This window comes from Nocardiopsis sp. CNT312, from assembly GCF_000515115.1.
Taxonomy (GTDB): Bacteria; Actinomycetota; Actinomycetes; order Streptosporangiales; family Streptosporangiaceae; genus Nocardiopsis.
Genome location: NZ_AZXF01000031.1, coordinates 1 through 22073 on the forward strand (window position 1 = coordinate 1; position 22073 = coordinate 22073).

General features: G+C 71.8%; 18 protein-coding genes. 7 read left to right on the forward strand and 11 right to left on the reverse strand.

All coding sequences use genetic code 11. The features are described 5' to 3' along the window. Positions 1 to 96 precede the first annotated feature (96 nt). Positions 97 to 696, reverse strand: a complete 600-nt coding sequence (locus B042_RS0114575; protein WP_028648922.1) for a TetR/AcrR family transcriptional regulator — start codon at positions 694 to 696, stop codon at positions 97 to 99. Between the two features lie 173 nt (positions 697 to 869). Here B042_RS0114575 and glpX point away from each other — a divergent pair, with 173 nt between their 5' ends. Both glpX and B042_RS0114585 read left to right on the forward strand, forming a co-directional pair. Next, entirely contained in the window at positions 870 to 1889 is a 1020-nt protein-coding gene (gene glpX / locus B042_RS0114580; RefSeq protein WP_028648923.1) for a class II fructose-bisphosphatase, read from the forward strand. A gap of 368 nt (positions 1890 to 2257) precedes the next feature. Further along, on the forward strand, positions 2258 to 3721 hold the full coding sequence (locus B042_RS0114585) for a hypothetical protein (protein WP_231494099.1): 1464 nt from the start codon (positions 2258 to 2260) through the stop codon (positions 3719 to 3721). Positions 3722 to 3763: 42 nt separating this feature from the next. Here B042_RS0114585 and B042_RS0114590 read toward each other — a convergent pair whose 3' ends face one another. Both B042_RS0114590 and B042_RS0114595 read right to left on the reverse strand, forming a co-directional pair. Beyond that, on the reverse strand, positions 3764 to 4585 hold the full coding sequence (locus tag B042_RS0114590) for an ABC transporter permease (RefSeq protein ID WP_028648925.1): 822 nt from the start codon (positions 4583 to 4585) through the stop codon (positions 3764 to 3766). Next, positions 4585 to 5517, reverse strand: coding sequence for an ABC transporter ATP-binding protein (locus B042_RS0114595; RefSeq protein WP_028648926.1), 933 nt, complete (start codon positions 5515 to 5517; stop codon positions 4585 to 4587). The genes B042_RS0114590 and B042_RS0114595 overlap by 1 nt, the downstream gene beginning before the upstream one ends. Positions 5518 to 5700: 183 nt before the next feature. Here B042_RS0114595 and B042_RS0114600 point away from each other — a divergent pair, with 183 nt between their 5' ends. The 3 genes from B042_RS0114600 to B042_RS0114610 all read left to right on the forward strand — a co-directional run bounded on the left by B042_RS0114600 (position 5701) and on the right by B042_RS0114610 (position 9923). Then, positions 5701 to 6303, forward strand: a complete 603-nt coding sequence (locus B042_RS0114600; RefSeq protein WP_036555130.1) for a DUF1707 domain-containing protein — start codon at positions 5701 to 5703, stop codon at positions 6301 to 6303. A 105-nt stretch (positions 6304 to 6408) separates the two neighbouring features. After that, positions 6409 to 7800, forward strand: a complete 1392-nt coding sequence (locus B042_RS0114605; RefSeq protein WP_028648928.1) for a class II fumarate hydratase — start codon at positions 6409 to 6411, stop codon at positions 7798 to 7800. A 164-nt stretch (positions 7801 to 7964) separates the two neighbouring features. Then, complete coding sequence (locus B042_RS0114610; protein WP_028648929.1) at positions 7965 to 9923, forward strand: serine/threonine-protein kinase; 1959 nt, start codon at positions 7965 to 7967, stop codon at positions 9921 to 9923. On the opposite strand, the gene B042_RS25105 is transcribed toward B042_RS0114610, so the two are convergent. Continuing rightward, a complete protein-coding gene (locus B042_RS25105) occupies positions 9866 to 10447 on the reverse strand; it encodes a zinc ribbon domain-containing protein (RefSeq protein WP_155989105.1) in 582 nt (193 codons plus the stop codon). The two genes, B042_RS0114610 and B042_RS25105, sit on opposite strands and share 58 nt — an antisense overlap. Before the next feature lie 187 nt (positions 10448 to 10634). Then, positions 10635 to 11270: a lytic transglycosylase domain-containing protein gene (locus B042_RS0114620; RefSeq protein WP_197024321.1), complete on the reverse strand. Its 636-nt coding sequence runs from the start codon at positions 11268 to 11270 to the stop codon at positions 10635 to 10637. Between the two features lie 418 nt (positions 11271 to 11688). On the opposite strand from B042_RS0114620, the gene B042_RS0114625 reads away from it, so the two are divergent. Further along, complete coding sequence (locus tag B042_RS0114625; RefSeq protein ID WP_081748799.1) at positions 11689 to 13950, forward strand: SCO7613 C-terminal domain-containing membrane protein; 2262 nt, start codon at positions 11689 to 11691, stop codon at positions 13948 to 13950. Between the two features lie 39 nt (positions 13951 to 13989). On the opposite strand, the gene B042_RS0114630 is transcribed toward B042_RS0114625, so the two are convergent. The 3 genes from B042_RS0114630 to B042_RS0114640 all read right to left on the reverse strand — a co-directional run bounded on the left by B042_RS0114630 (position 13990) and on the right by B042_RS0114640 (position 17113). Further along, the gene (locus B042_RS0114630) at positions 13990 to 15375 is read right to left on the reverse strand and encodes a PhoH family protein (RefSeq protein ID WP_036555132.1); all 1386 of its coding nucleotides are present in this window, start codon (positions 15373 to 15375) and stop codon (positions 13990 to 13992) included. Between the two features lie 283 nt (positions 15376 to 15658). Further along, positions 15659 to 16420 (reverse strand): isoprenyl transferase, encoded by a 762-nt coding sequence (locus B042_RS0114635; RefSeq protein WP_028648933.1) that lies wholly within the window; start codon positions 16418 to 16420, stop codon positions 15659 to 15661. An 87-nt stretch (positions 16421 to 16507) separates the two neighbouring features. Further along, positions 16508 to 17113: an RNA polymerase sigma factor gene (locus B042_RS0114640; RefSeq protein WP_155989108.1), complete on the reverse strand. Its 606-nt coding sequence runs from the start codon at positions 17111 to 17113 to the stop codon at positions 16508 to 16510. Between the two features lie 257 nt (positions 17114 to 17370). On the opposite strand from B042_RS0114640, the gene B042_RS0114645 reads away from it, so the two are divergent. After that, positions 17371 to 18735 (forward strand): serine/threonine-protein kinase, encoded by a 1365-nt coding sequence (locus tag B042_RS0114645; RefSeq protein WP_028648935.1) that lies wholly within the window; start codon positions 17371 to 17373, stop codon positions 18733 to 18735. On the opposite strand, the gene B042_RS0114650 is transcribed toward B042_RS0114645, so the two are convergent. Genes B042_RS0114650 through mca form a run of 3 tightly spaced genes read right to left on the reverse strand, consistent with a single transcriptional unit; the run spans position 18722 to position 21939 of the window. Further along, complete coding sequence (locus B042_RS0114650) at positions 18722 to 20767, reverse strand: thioredoxin domain-containing protein (protein ID WP_028648936.1); 2046 nt, start codon at positions 20765 to 20767, stop codon at positions 18722 to 18724. The genes B042_RS0114645 and B042_RS0114650 overlap by 14 nt on opposite strands. Positions 20768 to 20822: 55 nt before the next feature. Further along, the gene (locus B042_RS0114655; RefSeq protein WP_028648937.1) at positions 20823 to 21050 is read right to left on the reverse strand and encodes a hypothetical protein; all 228 of its coding nucleotides are present in this window, start codon (positions 21048 to 21050) and stop codon (positions 20823 to 20825) included. Positions 21051 to 21054: 4 nt separating this feature from the next. Continuing rightward, the gene (mca, locus tag B042_RS0114660) at positions 21055 to 21939 is read right to left on the reverse strand and encodes a mycothiol conjugate amidase Mca (RefSeq protein WP_028648938.1); all 885 of its coding nucleotides are present in this window, start codon (positions 21937 to 21939) and stop codon (positions 21055 to 21057) included. Between the last annotated feature and the right edge of the window lie 134 nt (positions 21940 to 22073).

The window sequence follows — 22073 nt, forward strand, 5'->3', positions numbered from 1 at the left end:
GGTGGTGGCGGGCGACAGACGGAAAACAGCGCCACCAGGCGTCCGTTGAGGGTGGTGGCGGGCGACGGGCGGGCCGGCGAAGAACCACCAGCACGGTCAATGACCGGGCTCCAGGGTGCTGAGTACCCGGGCGATATCGTCGGCGAACGCACGGGCGTCGGCGTCCTCCCGGCCCAGCACCTCGGCGACGGCGAGCAGCATACCGCCGCTCACCACGGTCAGGAGCGCCTCGTCCACGGGTTCGTCCGCCTTGCGGTACAGCGCCACATTGCGGTCGGTCCACTGGGTGAGCCGGACTCGCAACTGGTAGTCGAAGCCGGGAGGGCCGTCTCCGCTGAAGAACAGGCGCGCGGTGTCCCGCTCATCGATGCATCCCAGCAGGTAGGCGTGCGCGGCGATGTTCATCAGCCGGGTGGGGTCGCTCTCGCCCTCGGCGCGCGCCTGGAGCACCGCGTGGTGGGTGCGCTGCTGCTGGTGCCGCTGGAACTCCTCGTACAGGGCGAAGTACAGGTCGGCCTTGCCCGTGAAGTGGTGGTAGAGGCTTCCCACACTGGCCCCGGCGACGGTGACGACCTCGCTCACGCCGGCCTTCGCGAAACCGACGGTGCGGAACACCTGGGCAGCCGCCTTGAGCAAGGCACTGCGGGTGGCCGCGCCACGCGAGGACATCCGTGTAGGTTTGTCCGTTCTTTCCACTGTCTGCCTCACTCCACTCCGAATCCCGCCAGCCTAGACGGTACATCCGTCACATGGTCGCCGCAGGGCCCCGCGGAACCGCCCGTCCGCACCCTCGACGGCCCGGAGTCACATCGGGTGACTACTCTGGGGCAAAGCGCCCGCTCTGATTCCCTGACGGAAGGTGTCGCCCCATGTCGCAGGCCAGTACCCCGCCCTCTCAGCCGGCTCCCGACCGCAACCTCGCCCTGGAACTGGTTCGGGTCACCGAGACGGCCTCGCTGGCCGCCGCCCGCTGGGTGGGCAAGGGCGACAAGATCGGTGCCGACGGTGCGGCGGTGCGCGGGATGCGGCACATGATCAGCACGGTGTCCATGAACGGCACCGTGGTCATCGGCGAGGGGGAGAAGGACAACGCCCCCATGCTCTACAACGGTGAGCGCGTCGGCGACGGCGGCGGCCAGGAGTGGGACGTGGCGGTCGACCCGATCGACGGCACCACACTCACCGCCATGGGCATGCCCAACGCCGTCTCCGTGATCGCTGTGAGCCCACGCCACACCATGTTCGACCCGTCCGCGGTGTTCTACATGGAGAAGCTCGCGACCGGGCCGGAGGCCGCCGACAGTGTCGACATCGCCGCGCCGGTCACCGACAACGTCCGCGCGGTGGCCCGGGCCAAGGGCAAGAGCCCCCAGGACGTCACGGTCGTCATCCTGGACCGGCCCCGCCACAAGCAGATCGTGCAGGACGTGCGGGACGCGGGCGCGCGTATCAAGTTCATCAGCGACGGCGACGTCGCGGGCGCGATCATGGCGGCCCGTGAGGGGACCGGCGTGGATCTGCTGCTGGGCATCGGCGGCACCCCCGAGGGCATCATCACCGCCTGCGCGATGAAGTGTCTGGGCGGCGTCATCCAGGGCCGCCTGTGGCCGAAGGACGACGCCGAGCGGCGCGGTGCCCTCGAGGCCGGCCACGACCTGGACCGGGTCCTGCTCACCGACGACCTGGTCGCTTCCGAGGACGTGTTCTTCGCGGCGACCGGCATCACCGACGGCGAACTCGTCGGGGGTGTGCGCTACGAGGCGTCCCGGGTCATCACCGACTCCCTGGTCATGCGCGGGCGCAGCGGCACCGTCCGCGAGGTGCGCAGCGAACACCGGTTGAGCAAGCTGTCGGCCTACAGCGGCGTCGACCTCACCTCCGCCCCCTGAGTCTCCGCGGGTCCGGCACGGGTGCGCGCCGGGCCGGACCCGCGAGACGCACCCATGCGGAAGAGGTGGGAACCCGGGCACACCGCACCGACGTCCCAGTTCATGTCCACAGGTGCGCACACCATGCCCCGTCTCTCTGCCCCGGAGGTCCGATGTCTTCCCCGCAGTCCCCCCAGCAACCCCCGTGGCAGCCCGGACCGCCTGCCCAGGGCCTCCCACCCCCTCCGGGCGGAGCGCACGGGCAACCTCCCCGCGGCGGTGCCCCGATGGGTCCGCCGACCGGCGGTCCCCCGTGGGGCGGTCCGCCGCCCGTTCCCCCCTACGGCCCCGGACAGCCTCCGCCCCCGGGCGGCGGGGAGCGCCGCAACATGTGGTTGATCCCCTCCGCGGTCGGGGTCGCGGTGGTGGTCATGGCGAGCACGGTGTGGGCCTCGGTCTCCCTCATCGACTTCGGCGGCCCCCAGCCCGAGTCGGTCCTGCCCGCGAGCTCAATCGCCTTCGGCAGGATCGACCTGTCCATCGACGGCTCGCAGGCGATCGACCTGCTGGGCTTCGTGGACCGGCTGCCAGACGAACTCACCGAGGGGATGGGCGAACCCTCCGACGACATGACGGCCACCTTCGCCGAGGGGTTCGTCGAGGTCTTCCCGGAGGCGAGCCAGAGCGAGGTCGAGGAATGGATCGGTGAGCGCGTCGGCTTCTCCGTGTGGCCGAGCACCGACGAGGAGGCCTCCCTCGGGATCGGCGCGACCTTCGCGGTGGCGGTGGCCGTGACCGACGAGCCCCTGGCGGAGGAGACCCTTTCCGGTGTGGCGGCGGCCCGGGACGACCTAGCCTACGAGATGGTGGACGGGTTCGCCGTCATGACGGACAACGACGCCGCCCTCACCGAGCGGACCAGGCAGATGGAGGCCCATGGGGCCCTGGCCGCCGACAGCGTCTTCTCCGGGGACCTGGCCGATGTTCCCGGCAGCAGCCTCGCCGTGGCCTGGGCAGACGTGTCTGGGGCCCTGGCTGTCGAGGAACTGGCCGCCGAACTCGAACTGGACGGCGTCGGCGACTTCGACGGCCGGATGACCGCGTCGGTGCGCGTGGACGGCGACTACCTGGAGGCGCGTATGGACGCCTTCGCCCTCCAGGTGGAGGGCACCGATGTGAGCTGGCTGTCCGGTTCCCCCGGGTCCGGCGTGGACGCGATGTCCTCCCTTCCGGAGAGCACGATCGCGGCCGTGGGCGCCGTCGGCCTGGACCGGGCACTGACCGACGCCTACAACAGCGGTGAGCTTGCGCTCGGCGGTGCGGAGCGGGCGGACGTGGAGGCCATGTTCGATGCTTGGGGCGCCCCGCTCCCGGGCGGCTTCACCTCCCTGCTCGGCTCCTCCAGCACCCTGGGCATCACGAACATCGACCTGAACGGCCTGTTCAGCCGGAGCACCTACCACGGCGGCTTCGTGAGCCCCTCAGACGAGGCGTTCTCCTTCGTGTATCGGGCCGTGGGCGCCGACGAGCAGGTGCTGGGCACGTTCGTGGAGCAGAGCGCGACGGGCCCCTACTCCGACTCGCCGAGCGTGACCGCCGAGGGCGACACCGTGGTGGTCTCCCGGGGAGCCTCCGCCTCGGGGAGCCTGGGAGACGACCCGGTGTTCCAACAGACGATGCAGGACATGGACGACGCGGTGATCGCCGGGTTCTTCGACCTGCGCCAGGCGCTGGAGGGGACCGACGTGGCCGACGCCTCCCAGTGGGGAGCCCTGGGCCTGGCCGTGAGTGTCGTCGAGGACGGCCGGCACAGCAGCCTGGAGCTGCGCTGGGCACCCAGCGGCGGCGAGTAGGCCCGGGCGGGGCGCCCGGACCGCACGCCCCGCCCGTTCGGTTCAGCTCACGACACGGCGGCTCATCCGTCGCACCGCGGCCCACCAGATCACGGCGATGAAGAGCACCAGTACACCCGTGTGCAGGAGTGCGGTGTCCGTGGTGAGGCCGCCGAACACCGCCCCACGGATGAGCTCCACAGCGTGGTAGAGCGGATTGGCCATGGCGGCCGTCTGCGCCCACGACGGCAGTTCGGTGAGCGGGAAGAAGGTGCCCGCCATGAGGAACAGCGGTGTGAACAGTCCGCTGAACACGTAGTCCATGGAGCGGACCGAGCTGATCACCGCCGAGATCCAGATCCCGAAGAGCGCGAACGCGAACCCGGCGATGAAGGCGATGAGTGGCACCAGCACCACGCCGGGGCCCGGCCTCAGCCCGAAGCCGACCGCCACCAGCAGTGGAACGCAGCCGTACACGCCCGACCGCAGGGCCAGCCACAGGGCCTCACCCGTGACCAGTTCGCGCACGTCCACCGGTGCGGCGAGGATCCCCTCGTAGGTGTGCAGGAAGCGGCGTTTGATGAAGGTGTTGATCACCGCGGGCATCATCGACTGGAACATGACCGACACCGCCACGATGCCGGTGCCGAGGAAGTCGATGTAGTCGAACCCGGCCAGCGTCCCGATGAGGGCGCCCATGCCGAACCCGAAGGCGAGCAGGTACACGGTGGGTTCGACGACGGCGGCGAAGGTGGTCGACCGCCACGACTGCCCGTAGAGGATCCACTCCCGGGCGATCACGCCCAGGACCGCGCTCGGCTCGAACCGTCCGGGCCGCTGGTGGGCCTCCGGGCGCGCGTCCTCGCGGGTCTGTTCCAGTGACATCAGTCGAAACTCTCTCCGGTCAGGGTCACGAACACGTCCTCCAGGTTGCTGTCGCGGCGCTGCGGGGAACCGAGCCTCTCACGCAGGGAGTCAGGCAGCTCCTCGGCCCGCAGGACGGACAGGGTCGTACCGGTGCGCCGGGTGGTGAACCCCTGGTCTCCGAGGAGGCGTTCGAGCGTGTCGACGCCCTCCTCCCCCGGGAGGTACTCCTCCACGGTCGCACCGGCGTACTTGGCGACGAGGTCGGCGGGGGTGCCGCGTTCGACGACACGGCCCCGGGCCATGAGGGCGACCTCGTCGGAGAGGCGCTCGGCCTCCTCGATGTAGTGCGTGGACATCAGGACGGTGACGCCCTCGTCGCGCAGGGCGGAGATGACGCCCCACAAGTCCTGGCGCACCTGGGGGTCGAGGCCGACGGTGGGTTCGTCCATGAGGACGAGTTCGGGACGGTGCAGCAGGGCCCGGACAATGAGCAGACGGCGGCGCATACCGCCGGACAGGGCGTCGACCCGGGTGTCGCCGCGCCCCTGGAGCTGGGCGAGCCGCATGGCCCGGCCGATGGCCTCCTTCCTGCTCCCGCGCGGGACCCGGTACAGGTACGAGAACATGCGCAGGTTCTGCTCGACGGTGAGTTCCTCGTCGAGGTTGTCGTGCTGAGGGACGACACCCATGCGGGCGCGCGCCCACTTGGACTCGTCGGGGACCGTGTGGCCGAGGATGCGGATCTCCCCCTCGTCCGCCAGGGACTGGGCGGTGAGCATCCGCATGGTGGTGGACTTGCCCGCGCCGTTGGGGCCGAGCAGCCCCATGACGACGCCCCGGGGCACCTCCAATTCGAGTCCGTCGACGGCGGTGAGGGGGCCGAACCGCTTGACGACCCCTCTCAGGAGCAGGGCTGGGTCCGGCGGCGCCTGGCCGCGGGACGCACTCATGGCGGCGCTTCCGGGCACGCGCCGACCGGGTGAAGGTGAGCTCATGGGCTCAACCGTAGGCTTTTCCCGCCGCAGATTTCCACCGCTTTTCCGAACCTGTGAACGAAGACCGGAGGGCGGCCCGCCCTCCGCCGCGACCGGACGGGAAGCCCTGCCCCGCCATCGACGCCCTAGAGTGACCCTGTGAGTGAGGAAACACCGCCCGCGCGGATTCGCGCCTCCCACAGGGACCGGGAGCGGGTTCTGAGGCTGCTCAGCGAGGCCGCCGCCGACGGCCGCCTGGACCTCGCGGAGTTCGAGGAGCGCAGCGAACGGGCGCACACGGCCCGGACCCTGGGAGAGCTCCCCGCCCTCACCGGCGATCTCGTGCCCGAGGAGCTCCAGCCCGTGCGCCTGACCCTGCGGCCCGCCGTCGCCCTGTTCTCCACCGTCGCGCGCCGCGGCCGCTGGGTGGCCTCCCCGGGCGAGCACGTCGCCGCCCTGGCCGGGAGGGTGGAGGTCGACATGCGCCAGGCCGTGCTCCCGCGCAGCCATCACCGGATGACGGTGACCGCCGTCCTCGGGCGCGTGGAGATCACCGTCCCGGAGGGGGTCGAGGTACGCATGCGCGGCTGGTCGTTCCTGGGCCGGCGCACCAGTACCGCCCGGCCGTCCCGGCTGTCCGACCCGCCGGTCCTGGAGATCGACGGTTTCAGCCTCCTGGGCGGGGTCCGGGTCCGCGCCCCCAGGCTCCGCCGGTTCCTCTCCTGGCGCGGTCGCACACGCCGACGCGGTATCGGGACCTGATCATGACCTGGGCAACACCGCGAACACGAGGCGGAGTGATCGTGTGCGGATGTGGGTCTGGCAAGCTGTGGTTCACGAGTTTTCCCAGGAGGGATGGGTCCCAACATGAGTGAGTTCCGCATCGAGCACGACTCGATGGGCGAGGTCAAGGTCCCGGCCGAGGCCAAGTGGCGTGCCCAGACGCAGCGTGCCGTCGAGAACTTCCCGATCTCCGGCCAGGGCCTGGAGAACGCCCACGTCGCGGCCCTGGGCCAGATCAAGGCCGCCGCGGCCAAGGTCAACGCGGAGCTCGGCGTCATCGGCGACGACCTCGGCAAGGCCATCCGCGAGGCGGCCCTGGAGGTCGCCGAGGGCACGTGGAACGACGAGTTCCCCATCGACGTGTTCCAGACAGGGTCCGGGACCTCCAGCAACATGAACACGAACGAGGTCGTGGCGACGGTCGCCAAGGAGCGCACCGGGCTGGACGTGCACCCCAACGACCACGTGAACGCGTCGCAGTCCTCCAACGACGTCTTCCCGTCCTCGATCCACATCGCCGCCACCTCCGCCGTGCAGAACGACCTGGTCCCGGCCCTGCGGCACCTGGAGGGCGAGCTCACCCGCAAGTCGGTCGAGTTCGCGACCGTGGTCAAGAGCGGGCGCACCCACCTGATGGACGCCACGCCGGTCACCCTCGGCCAGGAGTTCGCCGGGTTCGCCGCCCAGGTGCGCTACGGCGTCGAGCGGCTGGAGGCCGTCCTGCCCCGCGTGGCCGAGCTTCCGCTGGGCGGTACCGCGGTGGGGACCGGCATCAACACCCCGGACGGCTTCGCCGCCCGGGTCATCGCCGAGATCGCTTCGAACACCGGTCTGCCGCTGACCGAGGCCCGGGACCACTTCGAGGCGCAGGGCGCCCGCGACGGCCTCGTCGAGCTGTCCGGCCAGCTGCGGACCATCGCGGTGGGCTTCGCCAAGATCGCCAACGACATCCGCTGGATGGGGTCGGGCCCCACCACCGGCCTGACCGAGATCTTCCTGCCCGACCTCCAGCCCGGTTCGTCGATCATGCCGGGCAAGGTCAACCCGGTGCTGTGCGAGGCCATGCTCCAGGTGTCCTCCCAGGTCGTGGGCAACGACGCCGCGGTGGCCTTCGGAGGCGCCAGCGGCAACTTCGAGCTGAACGTCCAACTGCCGGTGATCGCCCGCAACGTGCTGGAGTCGATCCGCCTGCTGGCCAACGTCTCCCGGGTGTTCGCCGACCGCTGTGTGGCGGGGATCAGGGCCAACGAGGAGCAGTGCCGCACCTACGCGGAGTCCTCCCCCTCGATCGTCACGCCGCTCAACCGCTACATCGGCTACGAGGAGGCCGCCAAGGTCGCCAAGCAGTCTCTGGCCGAGCGCAAGACCATCCGGCAGGTGGTCATCGAGCGCGGCTACGTCGCCGACGGCAAGCTCACCGAGGAGCAGCTCGACACCGCTCTCGACGTTCTCAAGATGACCAACGCACGGCTGTAGTCCGCCGCGTACCCGTGTGAGGGCGCCCCGCAGGTGCGGGGCCCTCACACGTGCGCTGCAGTATCTCGGTTCGGTTCCGGCTCCCGGCGCGGGGAACCGTTAGGCTCTGTCCGGTATCTGACATTCTTGCCGAAGCACCCTAGAGCCCGCCGAGAGGGCAGTACATGTCGAGCAACAGCGAACGCGTCGTCGCGGACCGCTACGTCCTCCGTCGCGAACTGGGTCGGGGCGGAATGGGCGTGGTCTGGGAGGCCTTCGACCCCTCCCTGGACCGCGCCGTCGCCATCAAGCAGGTCCTCCTACCCGACCACTTCACCGATTCCGAACGCACGGACGCACTCGCCCGGGTACGCCGGGAGGCCCAGTCGGCGGCACGCGTCAGGCACCCCGCCGTGATCACCATCCACGACGTCTTCGACTTCGAGGGCAGCCCCTGGGTGGTCATGGAACTCATCGACGGCGGATCGCTCCAGGACCGCCTCAAGGCACGGGGCGCCATCGACCCGGACACCGCCGGGACCGTCGCCGAGGCGCTCCTGGAGGCCGTGCGGTCGGCCGACCGGGCCGGGGTCCTGCACCGCGACATCAAGCCCGGCAACATCATGATGTCCGAGGACGGGCGGGTCATCCTCACCGACTTCGGTATCGCCACGATCGAGGGCGGACCGAACATCACCCGCACCGGGGCGATCATCGGCTCACCGGAGTACATGCCGCCCGAGCGCCTGGAGGGCGCCCCGCCCGAGCACCGGGGCGACCTGTGGAGCATCGGCGTGACCCTGTTCGCGGCGGTGGAGGGCACCTCCCCGTTCCGCCGGGACACCATCACCAGCGCGATCGCCGCCGTCATCTCGGCCCCGCTGCCCCCGATGAACCGCGCCGGGTGGCTGGAGCCGGTCATCTCCGGGCTCCTGGAGCGGGACCCGGACCGGCGGCTGAGCGCGGACGCCGCCCTGGCTCTGCTGCGCGAACGCCGGACCGACGGCGGCGGGAAGGAGCCCGGCGGCCCCGCACCGGCCTACACCGGCGGCTCCGACACCACGCAGACGGGCGGACCGGCCACCACCCACACGGGCCCCGCCACCACACAGCCCAGCGGACCCCACCAGGCGCACACGGGCGGTTCCCCCGCCATGCAGCCCAGCGGACCCCACCAGGCGCACAGCGGCGGGTTCGGCACCGGACCGGTCACCCCGCAGCCGTTCCACCACGCCCCCAGCGGCGGGTACCCGGCGCACGGCCGGCCGCCGGTGCCTCCCCCCGGCCCCGCGTACGGCACCGGTCCGCTCCCCGGCCCGCCGCCTCCCACGCACCCGGGCGTGCCCGTGGCCTCCCCCTCCGGCGGCAACAGCGGCGGGGGCTCGGGGGCGACCGGCAAGATCCTGCTCGGCTTCGGTGCGGGCATGGTCGCCGTCCTGCTCATCGCGGTGGTCGGGATCGTTCTCTGGAGGAGCCAGGCCGGCGGCAACGGTGCGGGCCCCGCAGCAAACGTCTCCCCCACGGTCGAACAGGCGGTCACCCCCTCCCCCGCCCCGGAGGAGACCGCCGCCGCGGGCCCCGGGGGCGCGCGGCCCACGGGTGAGGCCGACCCCTACGGCGCCGAGGGCGAACCGCCCTCCTACGACGCGTGGGCGACCTTCAACTCCCAGTGGTTCGACGTCGGCTACCCGCAGGGGTGGACCGTCAACGACGACAACATCAGCGACACCCTCGTCGCCTTCCAGGCCCAGGGCGGCGACCACCAGGTGTGGGTCACCGGCTGGACCCAGGAGGAGGGCGACGACCCCACCAGCGCGGAGTACCTGGAGCAGAGCAACGCCGGGACCGCCTGGGAGGAGGGCACCCGCGGCTACGAGCAACTGTGGCTGAGGGAGGTCGACAGCGACGACTACCCCGACGGCTGGAACGAGTCGTGGGACGCCGCCGTGGTGGCGGCCGACCTCGAACACGACGGCTGGCCCACCCCCGAGCGCCGGTTCTGGGCGTACGTGGTCAGCCTGGACCACGTCGACGGCCACGTCTTCTACCTCATCAGCGTCAACGTGCCGCGCGGCCAGGCCGACGACTACGAGGACCTCCTGGACGAGGTCACCGAGACCTTCGTCCCGCACATATCAACCTGACCCGGTCCTGAAGGACCGGGCCTGGAGGGAGCGCCCGACCGGCCGCCGGGTGGGCCCCTCCGTCCGGACACCCCTACGGGCGGCAGGGACGCGTGACGCGCGCCCCGCGTCCTGGCCCCGCGGGCCGGGACGCGGGAGACGTTCCGGCCGGCGTGCGCGACGACGCCGCGCGACCGGCATACGCACTCGGCCTGGGAGATGCGGTTCCTCTTCTCGGTGCGGCCGCACTCGGCGCACCCGCGGCAGGGGTGCGCGGGGTCCGCGAACACGAGCGGGACCCCGGCCCGCCTGGCCTTGCACTCAAAGAACCGTCCGAGCTGGGCGAAGGCCCGGGAGCGGAGCGCGACCCGTTGGGGCTTGCGGAGCCGTGCCCTCTGCCGGATGCCGCCCAGCTCTTCCAGGGCGATCCCCGACGGGGTGCGTTCAGCCTGGGCCACGATCCTCGTGGCGATGGTGTGGTTGGTGTGCCTCATGTCGCCCCGGTGGGGGCCGAATCCCGGTATACGCGGGGACCACACGGTCATCCGCGCCCTCCCGGCCCGCGTGGTCTGCACACCCGGGTACCGGCGCGGCCCGTTCACCGACGGGGTCCTCCAGCGCCGCGCAATCGACGGAAGCGATTCCTCCCGGATCTAAAGAGCCCGGGTTCCTCGCTAGGTCATGCTGAGCCCGCGGAGCCCTCACCCATGCGGGCCGCTACCGGACCCGCTGTCAGTACCAGCCCTGGGACTGGGAGGTCGACCAGGCACCGCACGGGGTGCCGTAGCGGCCCTTGATGTAGTCGAGGCCCCACGCGATCTGTGTGGCGGGGTTGGTCCGCCAGTCGGCACCGTGGCTGGCCATCTTGGACCCGGGCAGGGACTGGGGGATGCCGTAGGCCCCCGAGCTCGGGTTCTCCGCCAGGTGGTTCCAGTTGCTCTCCTTCTGCCACAGCGGTTCGAGGCAGTCGGTGAACTCGCTGGCGGGCCAGCCCTGGTCCAGGACCATCTGCAGTGCCAGGCCCCTGGCGTCACCCGTGAAGACGGGTGCTTCGGGCTCATCGGGCTCAGCGGGCGCGAGGGCGGTGCCCTGGGCCTGCGCGGAGGCGGCGGCCGCGCCCAGGGCCGTGTCGCGTTCCAGCCGGGCCTCGGCACGCGACTCCTGGAGCTGCGCCGCCGAGGGCGCCGGGGCGGTGAAGAAGCCGTCCCCGTCCGCCGCGTCGGCCGCCTCTCCGGGGGTTTCGGGGGCCAGAGCGGTATCGGCCGCCTGCTCCGGGCCGATCTCGCCGCCGGAGAACGCGGAGACGGCGAAGGTCGCGCCGGCGACCAGGGCGGCCGCGCCGACGGCCGCGGTACTGCGCAGCGACATGCGGTTGAGTAGCACGGTTGCCTTTCCCGAGAGGGGTGGTGGGGCGGTGAGGCGCTCCATGAGCCGCTCACGCGGGGCCGGGCACCGGGGATGGGGGCCGTCGCGGCCCGTCCGAGGACCCGCGACGGGAACGGGGGAGCCGTTCCCACCGGGACCGGGGTACGCGCTCGGTTCCCTCGCGCAAGGGGATGGTCCTGCGGAACCTTCAGAGTGCATCATCCTTGCAGGGAACAAACCCCGGTTTTACTGTAACTTGAATCACAATACGGATGGTGAGTGCCATACGCGGCCTTGACCTGGAATTGAGCACGAAAAGTGACCATTTGCTTCTCCGTGCGCGAGGAGAGGCACCGCCGCCCGAGCGGCATGAGTACGCGTACCGATGCCGCCGCCCCCCGAACCGGCCAGGATGAGGCCCATGGACCGACCAGAGACCCCGCCACCGCGACCGGCGCACTGGTGCCCCGACTGCCGCGTCCCGCTACCGGCGGCCGGACCCCCGCCCGCCTGCCCGCGCTGCCGCCTTCCCCTCGTGGGGGCCGACGCCCAGGAGCTGTGGCGTATCGACACGGAAATGGCCGGGCTCGACGCACGGCGGGGCGCGCTGCTCGACGAGCGCTCCGCCCTGCTCCACCGGATGCGCGCTCCCTCGCCCGCGACGGCGGGCGCCCACCGGCCGCCCCCGGAGGTCACCGGGCGCTCGGCCCAGAACGCGATCCTCGGCGCGGGCGGCCTCCTCGTCGGTATCGCCGCCCTGGTCTTCGCGGTCTGGACGTGGAGCGACATGGGTACCGGAGCACGCGCCGCCGTGCTCGTCCTCACCACCCTGGCCTTCGCCGGGACCGCCCGCCTCCTGCTCGGACGGGGGCTGAAGGCCACCGCCGAGACCTTCGGTGCCCTGGCCTCGGGGCTGCTGTTCGTCGACGCCCTGGCGCTGTACCTGCTCTCCGACGGGGCCTTCGACGGCCTCGCCTACTGGTCCGCCGCCCTGGCCCTGGTCAGCACGCTGATGCTGCTGTACACCTTGGCCGTCCCGCTGGCGGTACCCCGGATCCTCGCGGTCCTGTGCGCCCAGCCGGTCGCCGTGCTCGCGGTCCTCTCGGCCACGGACGGCGGCGGGGAGGCCTGGTTCGTCCCCGCCCTCGCCGCGACCGCCCTGGTCGACGCGGTACTGGCCCGCGTGCTCGGCCCGCCGCGTTCCGGCGTCCCCGTCCGCACCCTCGGAGCCGCCTCCCCGGTCCTGGCGGTCGGCGCCCTCGCCCTCGCCCTGCTCTTCCTGCTCGTCGACTCCCCACAGGTCCTCTCCACGGGGTGGTGGGCCGCGACATGCGCCCTGTTCCTGGCCGGGGGGATGTTCCTGTTCCACGCGCGCCGCCCGGAGGGCGGGCGCGGCCCGTGGACGGCGGTGTCGGCGACCGCCGGACTGACGGTCCTGGCTGCGGTAGCGCCGCTCACCGGAGCCACCGGGTCCCCGGGGCCCCTCGCACCGCACGTGGCCGCGGTCCTCGCGGCGGCGGCCCTGGCCGTGGGCCTGATCGCCCTGCTCGTACCCCGGCTGCTGAACCGCGCCGTCGCCGTGGTCGCACCCTCGGCCCTGCTCAGCCTGCCCCCGCTCCTGGAGACGGAGCCCCCCGTCTCCGTCGCCTGCGCGCTCGCGGCCGGTTCGGCACTGGTGGTGTGGGCGGCCCTCCTCCGGGACCCGTGGACCGCGTGGGTGCCGACGGCGACCGGGCACCTCGCCCTGCTGACGGGGCTGGTGTGGGCGCTGCCCGACACGGACGCCCTCACCGCCACCGCCGCCCTGGCCTGCGCCGCGGTGTGCGCGGCGGTCTGTGCCCTGGCCCGCACCCGGCTCGTGGCCGCGGTCACCTCCGCGACGGCGACGGTGTCCGCGGGCGCCTTCGCGCTGGTCCTGCCGCTGTCCCTGGAGGTGTCCGTCCAGTACGCCGCCCTGGCCCCGATCGCGGCGGCGGTGGCGGTGGCCGCGGCGGCCTACCGGATGCCCTCCCCCCGGCTGGAGTGCGCCGAGGCGGCGGCGGCCCTGTGGGCGGTGGCGGCCCTGCTGTCCGCGGTGGCCGCCGGTACACGGGCCGAACTCATCGCCTCGGCACTGGCGGTGGTCGGCGTGGCCGCCCTGGCGAGCGCCCCCCGGCCCCGGCGAGGGTGGCTCGCCGTGGTGGGCGCTCTGCTCATGTTCGCCTCGCTGTGGACGGTGCTCACCGCGTGGGACGTGGACGTTCCCGAGGCCTACACCGCGGCGCCCGCCGCCACCGCGCTGGTCGCGGGCGGGCTGTGGAGCCACCGCGCGGCGTCCCCGCCATCCAGTTGGGCGGCCTACGGGGGCGGGCTCGCCCTGCTGCTCCTGCCGACCGTGGCCGTGTTCCTGTCCACCGACACCGGGCTCGCCTGGCGTCTGGCAGCCGTGGTGTCGGCGGGGCTGGCCGTGATGGTGTGGGGGCTGCGCGCGCGCCTGCAGGCTCCGCTGCTCCTGGGATCGCTGGCCCTGACCACGGCCTCCCTGCGGGCCTTCGGACCGCCCCTGTGGGACCTGGTGGTGCTGCTGCCCAACTGGGTGCCGTTCGCCGCCGTCGGCATGGTGCTATTGGCCGTGGGCGCGCGCTACGAGGCGCACCTGGCCCGGCTGCGCCGCTGGGGTTCGGCCCTGTCCGGTCTGAGGTGAGCGGGGGCGCGGACTCCGTGGCCGCGCCCCCGCCCCCGGTCAGTTCTCCAGCATCTCCGTGACCAGAGCAGCGATCGGGGACCGCTCCGAGCGGGTCAGGGTGACATGGGCGAACAGCGGGTGCCCCTTGAGTTTCTCGATCACCGCGACCACGCCGTCGTGGCGGCCCACGCGCAGGTTGTCGCGCTGGGCGATGTCGTGGGTGAGCACCACCCGCGAGTTCTCCCCCAGGCGGGAGAGCACGGTGAGCAGGACGCCGCGCTCCAGCGACTGGGCCTCGTCCACGATCACGAAGGCGTCGTGCAGGGACCGGCCGCGGATGTGGGTGAGCGGCAGGACCTCCAGCATGCCGCGGTCGGTGATCTCCTCGATGACGTCCTCGCTGGTCACCGCGGACAAGGTGTCGTGGACCGCCTGGCCCCACGGGTTCATCTTGTCGTTCTCGGTCCCGGGCAGGTAGCCCAGTTCCTGCCCGCCCACCGCGTACAGCGGACGGAACACCATGACCTTGCGGTGCCTGCGGCGCTCCAGGACCGAGTCCAAGCCCGCGCACAGGGCCAGCGCGGACTTGCCGGTGCCGGCCCGCCCGCCCAGGGAGACGATGCCGACGTCGGGGTCGGTGAGCAGGTCCAGGGCGATCCGCTGCTCTGCGCTGCGCCCGTGCAGGCCGAACACGTCGCGGTCGCCGCGCACCAGGGCCACCGACTTGTCGGGGCGCACGCGCCCCAGCGCCTTGCCGCGTTCCGAGACCAGGACCAGCCCGGTGTGGCAGGGCAGGTCGCGGGCCTCCTCGATGTCGCTGCCGCCGTCCTCGAACAGTTCGCTGATCCGGTGCGCGGGGACGTCCAGCTCGGCCATGCCGGTCCACCCGTGCTCGATGGCGAGCTCGGCCCGGTACTCGTCGGCCCGCAGACCGATCGAGGAGGCCTTGATCCGCATCGGCAGGTCCTTGCTCACCAGGACGACGTCGCCCTCGGCCGCCTCGTCCCGCGCCTTCCCCGGATCGGTGCCGTGCGGGGAGAGCTGGAGGTTACGCGCCACCGTGAGGATGCGGGTGTCGTTGTCACCGAGCCGGAAGCCGGCGGGGAGGACGCTCGGATCGCTGTGGTTGAGCTCCACACGGAGGGTTCCACCGTGCTCGTTCACCGGTACCGGGTGGTCCAGGCGGCCGTGGGCGACCCGGAGGTCGTCCAGCAGACGCAGGGCCTGGCGGGCGAAGTACCCGAGTTCCGGGTGGTGACGCTTGCTCTCCAGCTCGGTGATCACCACCACGGGAATGACGACCTCGTGCTCAGCGAACCGGCTCATGGCCAGCGGATCGGCGAGCAGGACACTGGTGTCGAGCACGTAGACGCGCGTGCCCGCCGTCACCTCCGAGGCGATGGGGGACTGTGTGTCACGGCGATCGGTCGAGGAACTAGCCACTCGTTCTCCCCTTGGGTGCCCCTGGGGCACCCTTGTGTCACGGGATCATGGAGGACCGGGACCTGGCCCCAGGGGGCCGGACCCGGCCCCCCTCGTTGACTTTCCGCGGCGACGGAGGAGTGCAATGAGTCGGGGCCTCCCGTACGGGTGGATGCGCACCACCCGTCCGATCCGACGCTACGCGCTCGTCGTCCGGTTTTCCAGAGTCTCGACCCACATATGCGTGAACAGCGGTTGACGCGACGGCTCCCTGGTGGGCGGCTTCCCACCGGGGAAACCCGGGTCAAGAACCGAAACGCCGGTTGCGTGCGCCGTAGGAGCGCAGCGCGCGCAGGAAGTCCACCCTGCGGAAGGCGGGCCAGTGGACCTCGCAGAAGTAGAACTCCGAGTGCACGCTCTGCCACAGCATGAACCCGGACAGGCGCTGCTCGCCCGAGGTGCGGATGAGCAGATCCGGGTCCGGCTGGCCACGCGTGTACAGGTGCCGGGCGATGTCCTCGATGTCCAGGCGCTCGGCCAGCTCGCGGACTCCGGTCCCCTTGGCCGCCTCCTCGTGCAGGAGGGAGCGCACCGCGTCGGCGATCTCGCGCCTGCCCCCGTATCCGACGGCGACGTTGACCACCAGGCCCGGGTTTCCGAACGTGGCCGCCTCCGTCTCCTTCAGGGCGCGCGCGGTGGAGTCGGGCAGCACGTCCAGGGCACCGACCGGGCGGGTGTTCCAGCCCTCCGAGCGCAGCCGCTCCACGGTGCGCTCGATGATGCGCAGCAGCGGGCCCAGCTCGGACTCGTCACGGCTCATGTTGTCGGTGGACAGCATCCAGATCGTGACGACCTGCACGCCGAGCTCGTCGCACCAGCGCAGCAGTTCGAAGATCTTGTCGGCGCCGGCGCGGTGTCCTTCCTCGGCGGCCTGCTTGCCGCTGCTGCGTGCCCAGCGCCGGTTTCCGTCGAGGACGACTCCGACGTGGCGCGGCATCTCCCGGCTACTCAGATCGCGTTCGAGACGCCGCTCGTAGAGCCAGTACAGGGGGTCGCGTAGCCCCATGGGCGAAACCTCTCAGAGCTGAATCGGGAACGGCGCGCCTGCGGCGGGGCCGGTGGGGATGCTCCCAGAGTAGTTCGCCCGCGGAAGCTACGTCACGGTCAGGGACTTGCGCACGTGTTTGCGTCCCTGGTGGATGCGGGACTTGACCGTTCCCAGCGCGAGGTTGAGCTCGGAGGCGATCTCGTTGTAGTCCATCTGGCACAGGTCGCGCAGAACCAGGGGCGCCACCAAGTTGGGGCGGTCCTTCTCCAGCTGGTCGAGGGCCTCCAGCAGGTCGATACGGGATCCGGCGATCACGCTCGTAGTCCGGGGGTCGCGCTGGTGGGGCATGCGCTCGGCCTCAGTGGGGAACTCGACCGAGCGGCGCTTCATGGAGCGGTAGGTCTGGCGGGCGGAGTTGGACACCACCGTGTACAGCCAGGTGGTGAACAGGGAGTCGCCCTTGAAGCTGTCGATCTTGCGGGCCACGCGCAGCAGGGCGTCCTGACAGGCCTCCTCAGCGTCCTGGCGGTAGGGCAGGAACCGGGAGCAGCGTCGCATCACCTCGGGCTGGATACGGCGGAGGAGGTCGTCCAGGGCCGCGGCGTCGCCGTCCCTGGCCCGCAGCGCCAGCTCCTCGAGCTCCTCGTCGACGTTGCCGGCGACCCGGCGTCTAGGCGCGGGCTTCGCTTCGCGGCCCGGTCGGTCACTCATAGCCATACTCTGCTCTCTCCCTGAATGCACGTACCCGGGGGTTCTCAGGCACGTCCTCGAACACGGGAAGCGGTCGTCCGTCGGCACCACAGGCATGGTGCACCGCCGATGTCTCCGGGGTCCAGCGGGTTCCATGCTCTGAGACGGTCGGCGCCCTCGGGGGGGAGGGGGATCATATCGACGGAAGACAGCACGCGGGTGAAGATGGTGTATTAGTGGGCAACGACCGCGTATCCCCCGACAGTACCGAGGCGAGCATGAGCCAACCGGAGGCATTCGGACGTTACCGTGTGATCCGGCGCCTGGGCTCCGGCTCCTTCGCGACGGTGTGGTTGGCCCAGGACGACTTGCTGAATTACCCGGTAGCCATCAAGGTACTCGCCGAGAACTGGGCGCACCAGATGGATATCCAGCACCGGTTCCTGGAGGAGGCGCGCATTCTGCGCCAGACCGACTCCACGTGGTTGGTCGCCGTCCACGATGTGGACGTCCTCCCCGACGGGCGGCCCTACATGGTGATGACCTACGCCGACCAGGGAAGCGTCGCCGACCTGGTCCAACGCGGCCAACTGCCGTTGGACGAGGCCCTGCGGCTGCTGACCGAGATCGGCCAGGGCATCACCGTGCTGCACAACCACGGCACGATCCACCGCGACATCAAACCGTCCAACGTCCTGCTCCAGTCCTCCCCCGTGGGCCAGCGCGTCCTCGTAGCGGACCTGGGTTTCGCCAAGTCGATCGACGAGGCCTCCGGGTTCACGGCCGCGGCGGGCACCCCCGGGTACATGTCCCCCGAGCAGAGCATCCCCGGCGGTGACCTGGACGTCCGGTCCGACGTGTACTCGCTGGGCGCGGTCGCCTACGAACTCATCACCGGGCGTCCGCCCTCCCGCCCCCCGGTCAGGACCGCCCCTGGCCGGATCCGGCCAGGACTGCCCCCGGCCCTGGACGACCTCATCCTCTCCGCGCTTTCGGTGGACAGGGAAAGTCGTCCAGCGGACGCCAAAACCTTCACCGACCGGGTCAGGGCCATCCGTATGGCCCCCGACCTCCCCCAGGCCGAGCAGTGGTGGCGCCGCTACCGGATGCCGTGGCACAGGGTCGGCGGCCTGGTCGCCTCCTGCACGCTGGTGCTGGCGGGCACCACCGCCGCGGTGGGCCACCCGGGGGCGGACCTCACCGCCGTGCACTCCCGGGCCCACGGCTTACGCATGGGCGTGCCCTCGGCCTGGGCCGAGGAGATCCACACCGACCTGGAGGCCCTCGTCGCCGGGGACGGCGGCCGCGTCGCGGCGGGCCTGCTCGTGGCGACCGACGCCGACGCCTGGCGCTCCGCCGACCGGTCCGCCTACGGCGTCTACGCGGCCGTGCTCCAGGAACCCCTCTCCCCGGAGAGGCTCGCCGACGCCGCCCCGTGTTCGGGCACGCCGAACGAACGCGACTTCGGCGACACCCGATGGCAGGGCACCGTCTGGGAGTGGCCCGAGTGCGGCGTCGGCGCCTTCACGAGAGCGTCGGTGCGCGCACCGGACACCGACACGTCCGTCTACCTGGAGATCCGCCAACCCGACTACCGGCCCGGCCTGGTCAACGAGATCATCGGGGCGCTCAGGAGCGGGTGAGCTGCTCCGCCAGCTCCTCCGGAGAGGTCACGGGCAGCTTGCAGACGAACCCCTCGCAGACATAGGCGGTAGCCCTCCCCCCGATCGCGGCACGGCCGCGCAGCAGTGGCACACCGCCGTCCTCCCGCCCGTCCCCGCGCGAGAGCACGGTCCCCAGCGGAGCCGAGCACAGCGCCGTGCGGACGAGCTCCTCCGCCGCCGGATCACCGGGCTCCCCGACCACGGCGACGGCGCGGGGCCCGCTCAGCAGGGCCTCGCCCACCGCCAGGCCCCACCCGGCGAACCGGGGAGCCTTCTGCGCCAGGACCGGGACGAGGGCCAGGGCGCCCTCAGCCGCGGCGCGGTGGCGCTCAGAACCTGTCAGGGCCGCGTACGCCAGCAGGGCCGAGGCCGCCGCTGACCGACCCGAGGGGGTGACGTTGTCCGTGGGGTCCTGTGGGCGGCTGAACAACCGCTCGGCGTCGTCTGCCGTGTCGTAGAACCCGCCCTCCCCGTCACCGAAGCGGTCCAGGACCGTCTCCAGCAGCCGCCCGGCCTCGTACACGTAGGCGGCCCGCCCCGTGACACCGTGCAGGACGAGCAGTCCCTCCGCCACGTTCGCGTAGTCCTCCAGCACGCCCGTGCCCGGCCCGGCACGCCCGTCGCGTGAGACGCGGACGAGGCGGCCGTCGCGCACGTGCAGGTCCAGGAGCAGGTCGGCCGCGTTCCGGGCCGCCGCCACCAGGTCGGGCCGACCCAGCAGGGCACCCGCTTCGGCGAGCCCCGAGACGGCCAGGCCGTTCCACGAGGCGACCACCTTGTCGTCCCGGGCCGGGGCCTCCCTCGCACCGCGGGCGCTCAGCAGGGCCCGGCGGACCCGTTCGTAACGTGCGGTGTCGGCCGAGGGCTCGCGCAACTGGAGTACGGAGGCTCCGCGTTCGAACGTGCCCTCCTCGGTGACGCCGAACACGCGCGCGGCGAAGCCGGCGTCGTCGGGGCCCAGGACCTCGCGCAGGCGCTCGGGCGTCCACACGTAGTAGGTGCCCTCCTCGCCCTCGCTGTCCGCGTCCAGGGACGAGGCGAACCCTCCCTCGGGGGTGCGCAGGTCGCGCACCATCCACTCCGCCGTCTCCTGCGCGACCCGTGACAGGAACGCCCGGTCGGCGGCCTCGGCGGGGCCCTCCTCCCCCGGCCCGAGCGGGCGCCGCGCCATCCGCGCGTAGGCGCGCACTAGCAGGGCGTTGTCGTAGAGCATCTTCTCGAAGTGGGGCACCACCCACGCCCGGTCCACCGAGTAGCGGGCGAAACCGCCGCCGAGCTGGTCGTACATGCCGCCACGGGCCATCGCAAGCGCGGTTCCCCCGGCCATACGTCCGGCGGGGGTGGTCCCGTCCCCGCCCCGGAGCGGGAGGGTCCGCTCGTGCTGGGCGGTGAGGAAGGACAGCAGCATCGACGGCGGGAACTTGGGTTCGGTGCCAAAGCCGCCGTTGACGTGGTCGTACTCGCGCACGAGCGCCCGGACCGCCGCGTCGAGCCGCTCCGCGGTGGGCGGCGGCGCGCTCTTGAGCGTGCGCGGCCCGCCGAGGGCGTCGACCACCCGCTGCCCCTGGTCGGTGAGTTCGCCGCGCTGGTCGCGCCAGGCGGTGGCCACCCCCTCCAGCAGCCGCCGGAAGTGGTCCCGGGGGAAGTAGGTCCCACAGTAGAACGGGGCGCCGTCGGGGGTGGCCAACACCGTCATGGGCCACCCGCCCTGGCCGGTCATGGCCTGGGTGGCCTCCATGTAGACGGCGTCGACGTCGGGTCGCTCCTCGCGGTCCACCTTGACGTTGACGAACAGCGCGTTCATCAGCCGCGCGGTCTCGGCGTCCTCGAAGGACTCGTGCGCCATCACGTGGCACCAGTGGCAGGCGGCGTAGCCCACGGAGATGAGCACGGGCACGTCACGGCGGCGCGCCTCCGTGAACGCCTCCTCACCCCAGGGCCACCACTCCACGGGGTTCTCGGCGTGCTGTAGCAGGTACGGGCTGGTCGCGTCGCTCAGACGGTTGCTCATGCCTCCCACTGTGCCACCCGGGGCCGGGCGGGTGGCGGCCAGGGAAGGCCCGCCGTCAGGACCGGCTCTCCTCCTCGGACGACGCGGCCGCGGGGCCCGCGCCCTCCCGCTCCGTGTCGGCGTTCAGAGCCCGCAGCTTGCCGGTCATGTTGCGCATCAGGTAGTACAGCGCGAGGCCGACCGCGAAGATCGCGAGGAAGCCGAGCACACCGGGTGTGACGGTGTCGGTGTCCAGGTCGACGGTGCCGGCCAGCACCACCGCGGACGTGGGAAGCGTGTTCATGTCCCTATGCTCTCACCGTCTCCGCGACACCCGCGAAGAGGTCCTTCTCGGGGACCTCGGTGTCCACCAGGGACCGGACCAGGTGGTACTCCTCCGTCGGCCAGGCCTCGGCCTTGATCTCGTTGGGCACGGCGAACCAGAACCCGTTCGGGTCCACCTGGGTGGCGTGGGCCTTGAGCGCCTCGTCGGCGGTGTCGAAGTAGTCGCTCACGTGCACGCGGGTGGTGATCTCCCACTGCGGGAAGTCCCTGCCGCGCTCCTTGATGCGCTTCATCCACTCCTCGAACGGGTTCTCCATGCCCCGCGCGGCGAGTGCCGCGGCCACGGCCTCGAAGCGCTCGGGTGGGAAGGACACGAAGTAGTAGAGCTTGAGGGGCTGCCACGGGTCACCGGAGCCGGGGTAGGCGTCCGGGTCGCCCGCGGTGTCGAAGGCGTGCATCGACACCTTGTGGGTCATGATGTGGTCCGGGTGCGGGTAACCGCCGTTCTCGTCGTAGGTGAGGATGACGTGCGGGCGGAACCGGCGCACCGAGGCCACCAGCGGTTCGGCGGCCTCCTCCACGGGCAGGGTGGCGAAGGAGCCCTCCGGCAGGGGCGGCAGGGGGTCGCCCTCGGGCAGGCCGGAGTCGACGAACCCGGCGAACTCCTGCTGCACGCCGAGGATCTCCCTGGCGCGCTCCATCTCCTCCCGGCGGACCCGGGCGATGTTCTCCCGGACCTCGGGGCGCTCCATGGCCGGGTTGAGGATGTCGCCGCGTTCGCCACCGGTCATGGTGACGACCAGCACATCGGCACCCTCGTTCACGTAGCGCGCCATGGTGGCCGCGCCCTTGCTGGACTCGTCGTCGGGATGGGCGTGCACGGCCATGAGGCGCAGGCGCTCAGACAATGAAGGCTTCTCCTTGGTTTCTGTGAGCGGCGTGCCCGGTGCCGCTCTGGCCCCCCGCGGCACGAGCGGCTCAGGCGCGGGCCGGGTAGGGGGTGGGTGGGGTCGGGGATATCTTAGACAACGCCGACCCCTCG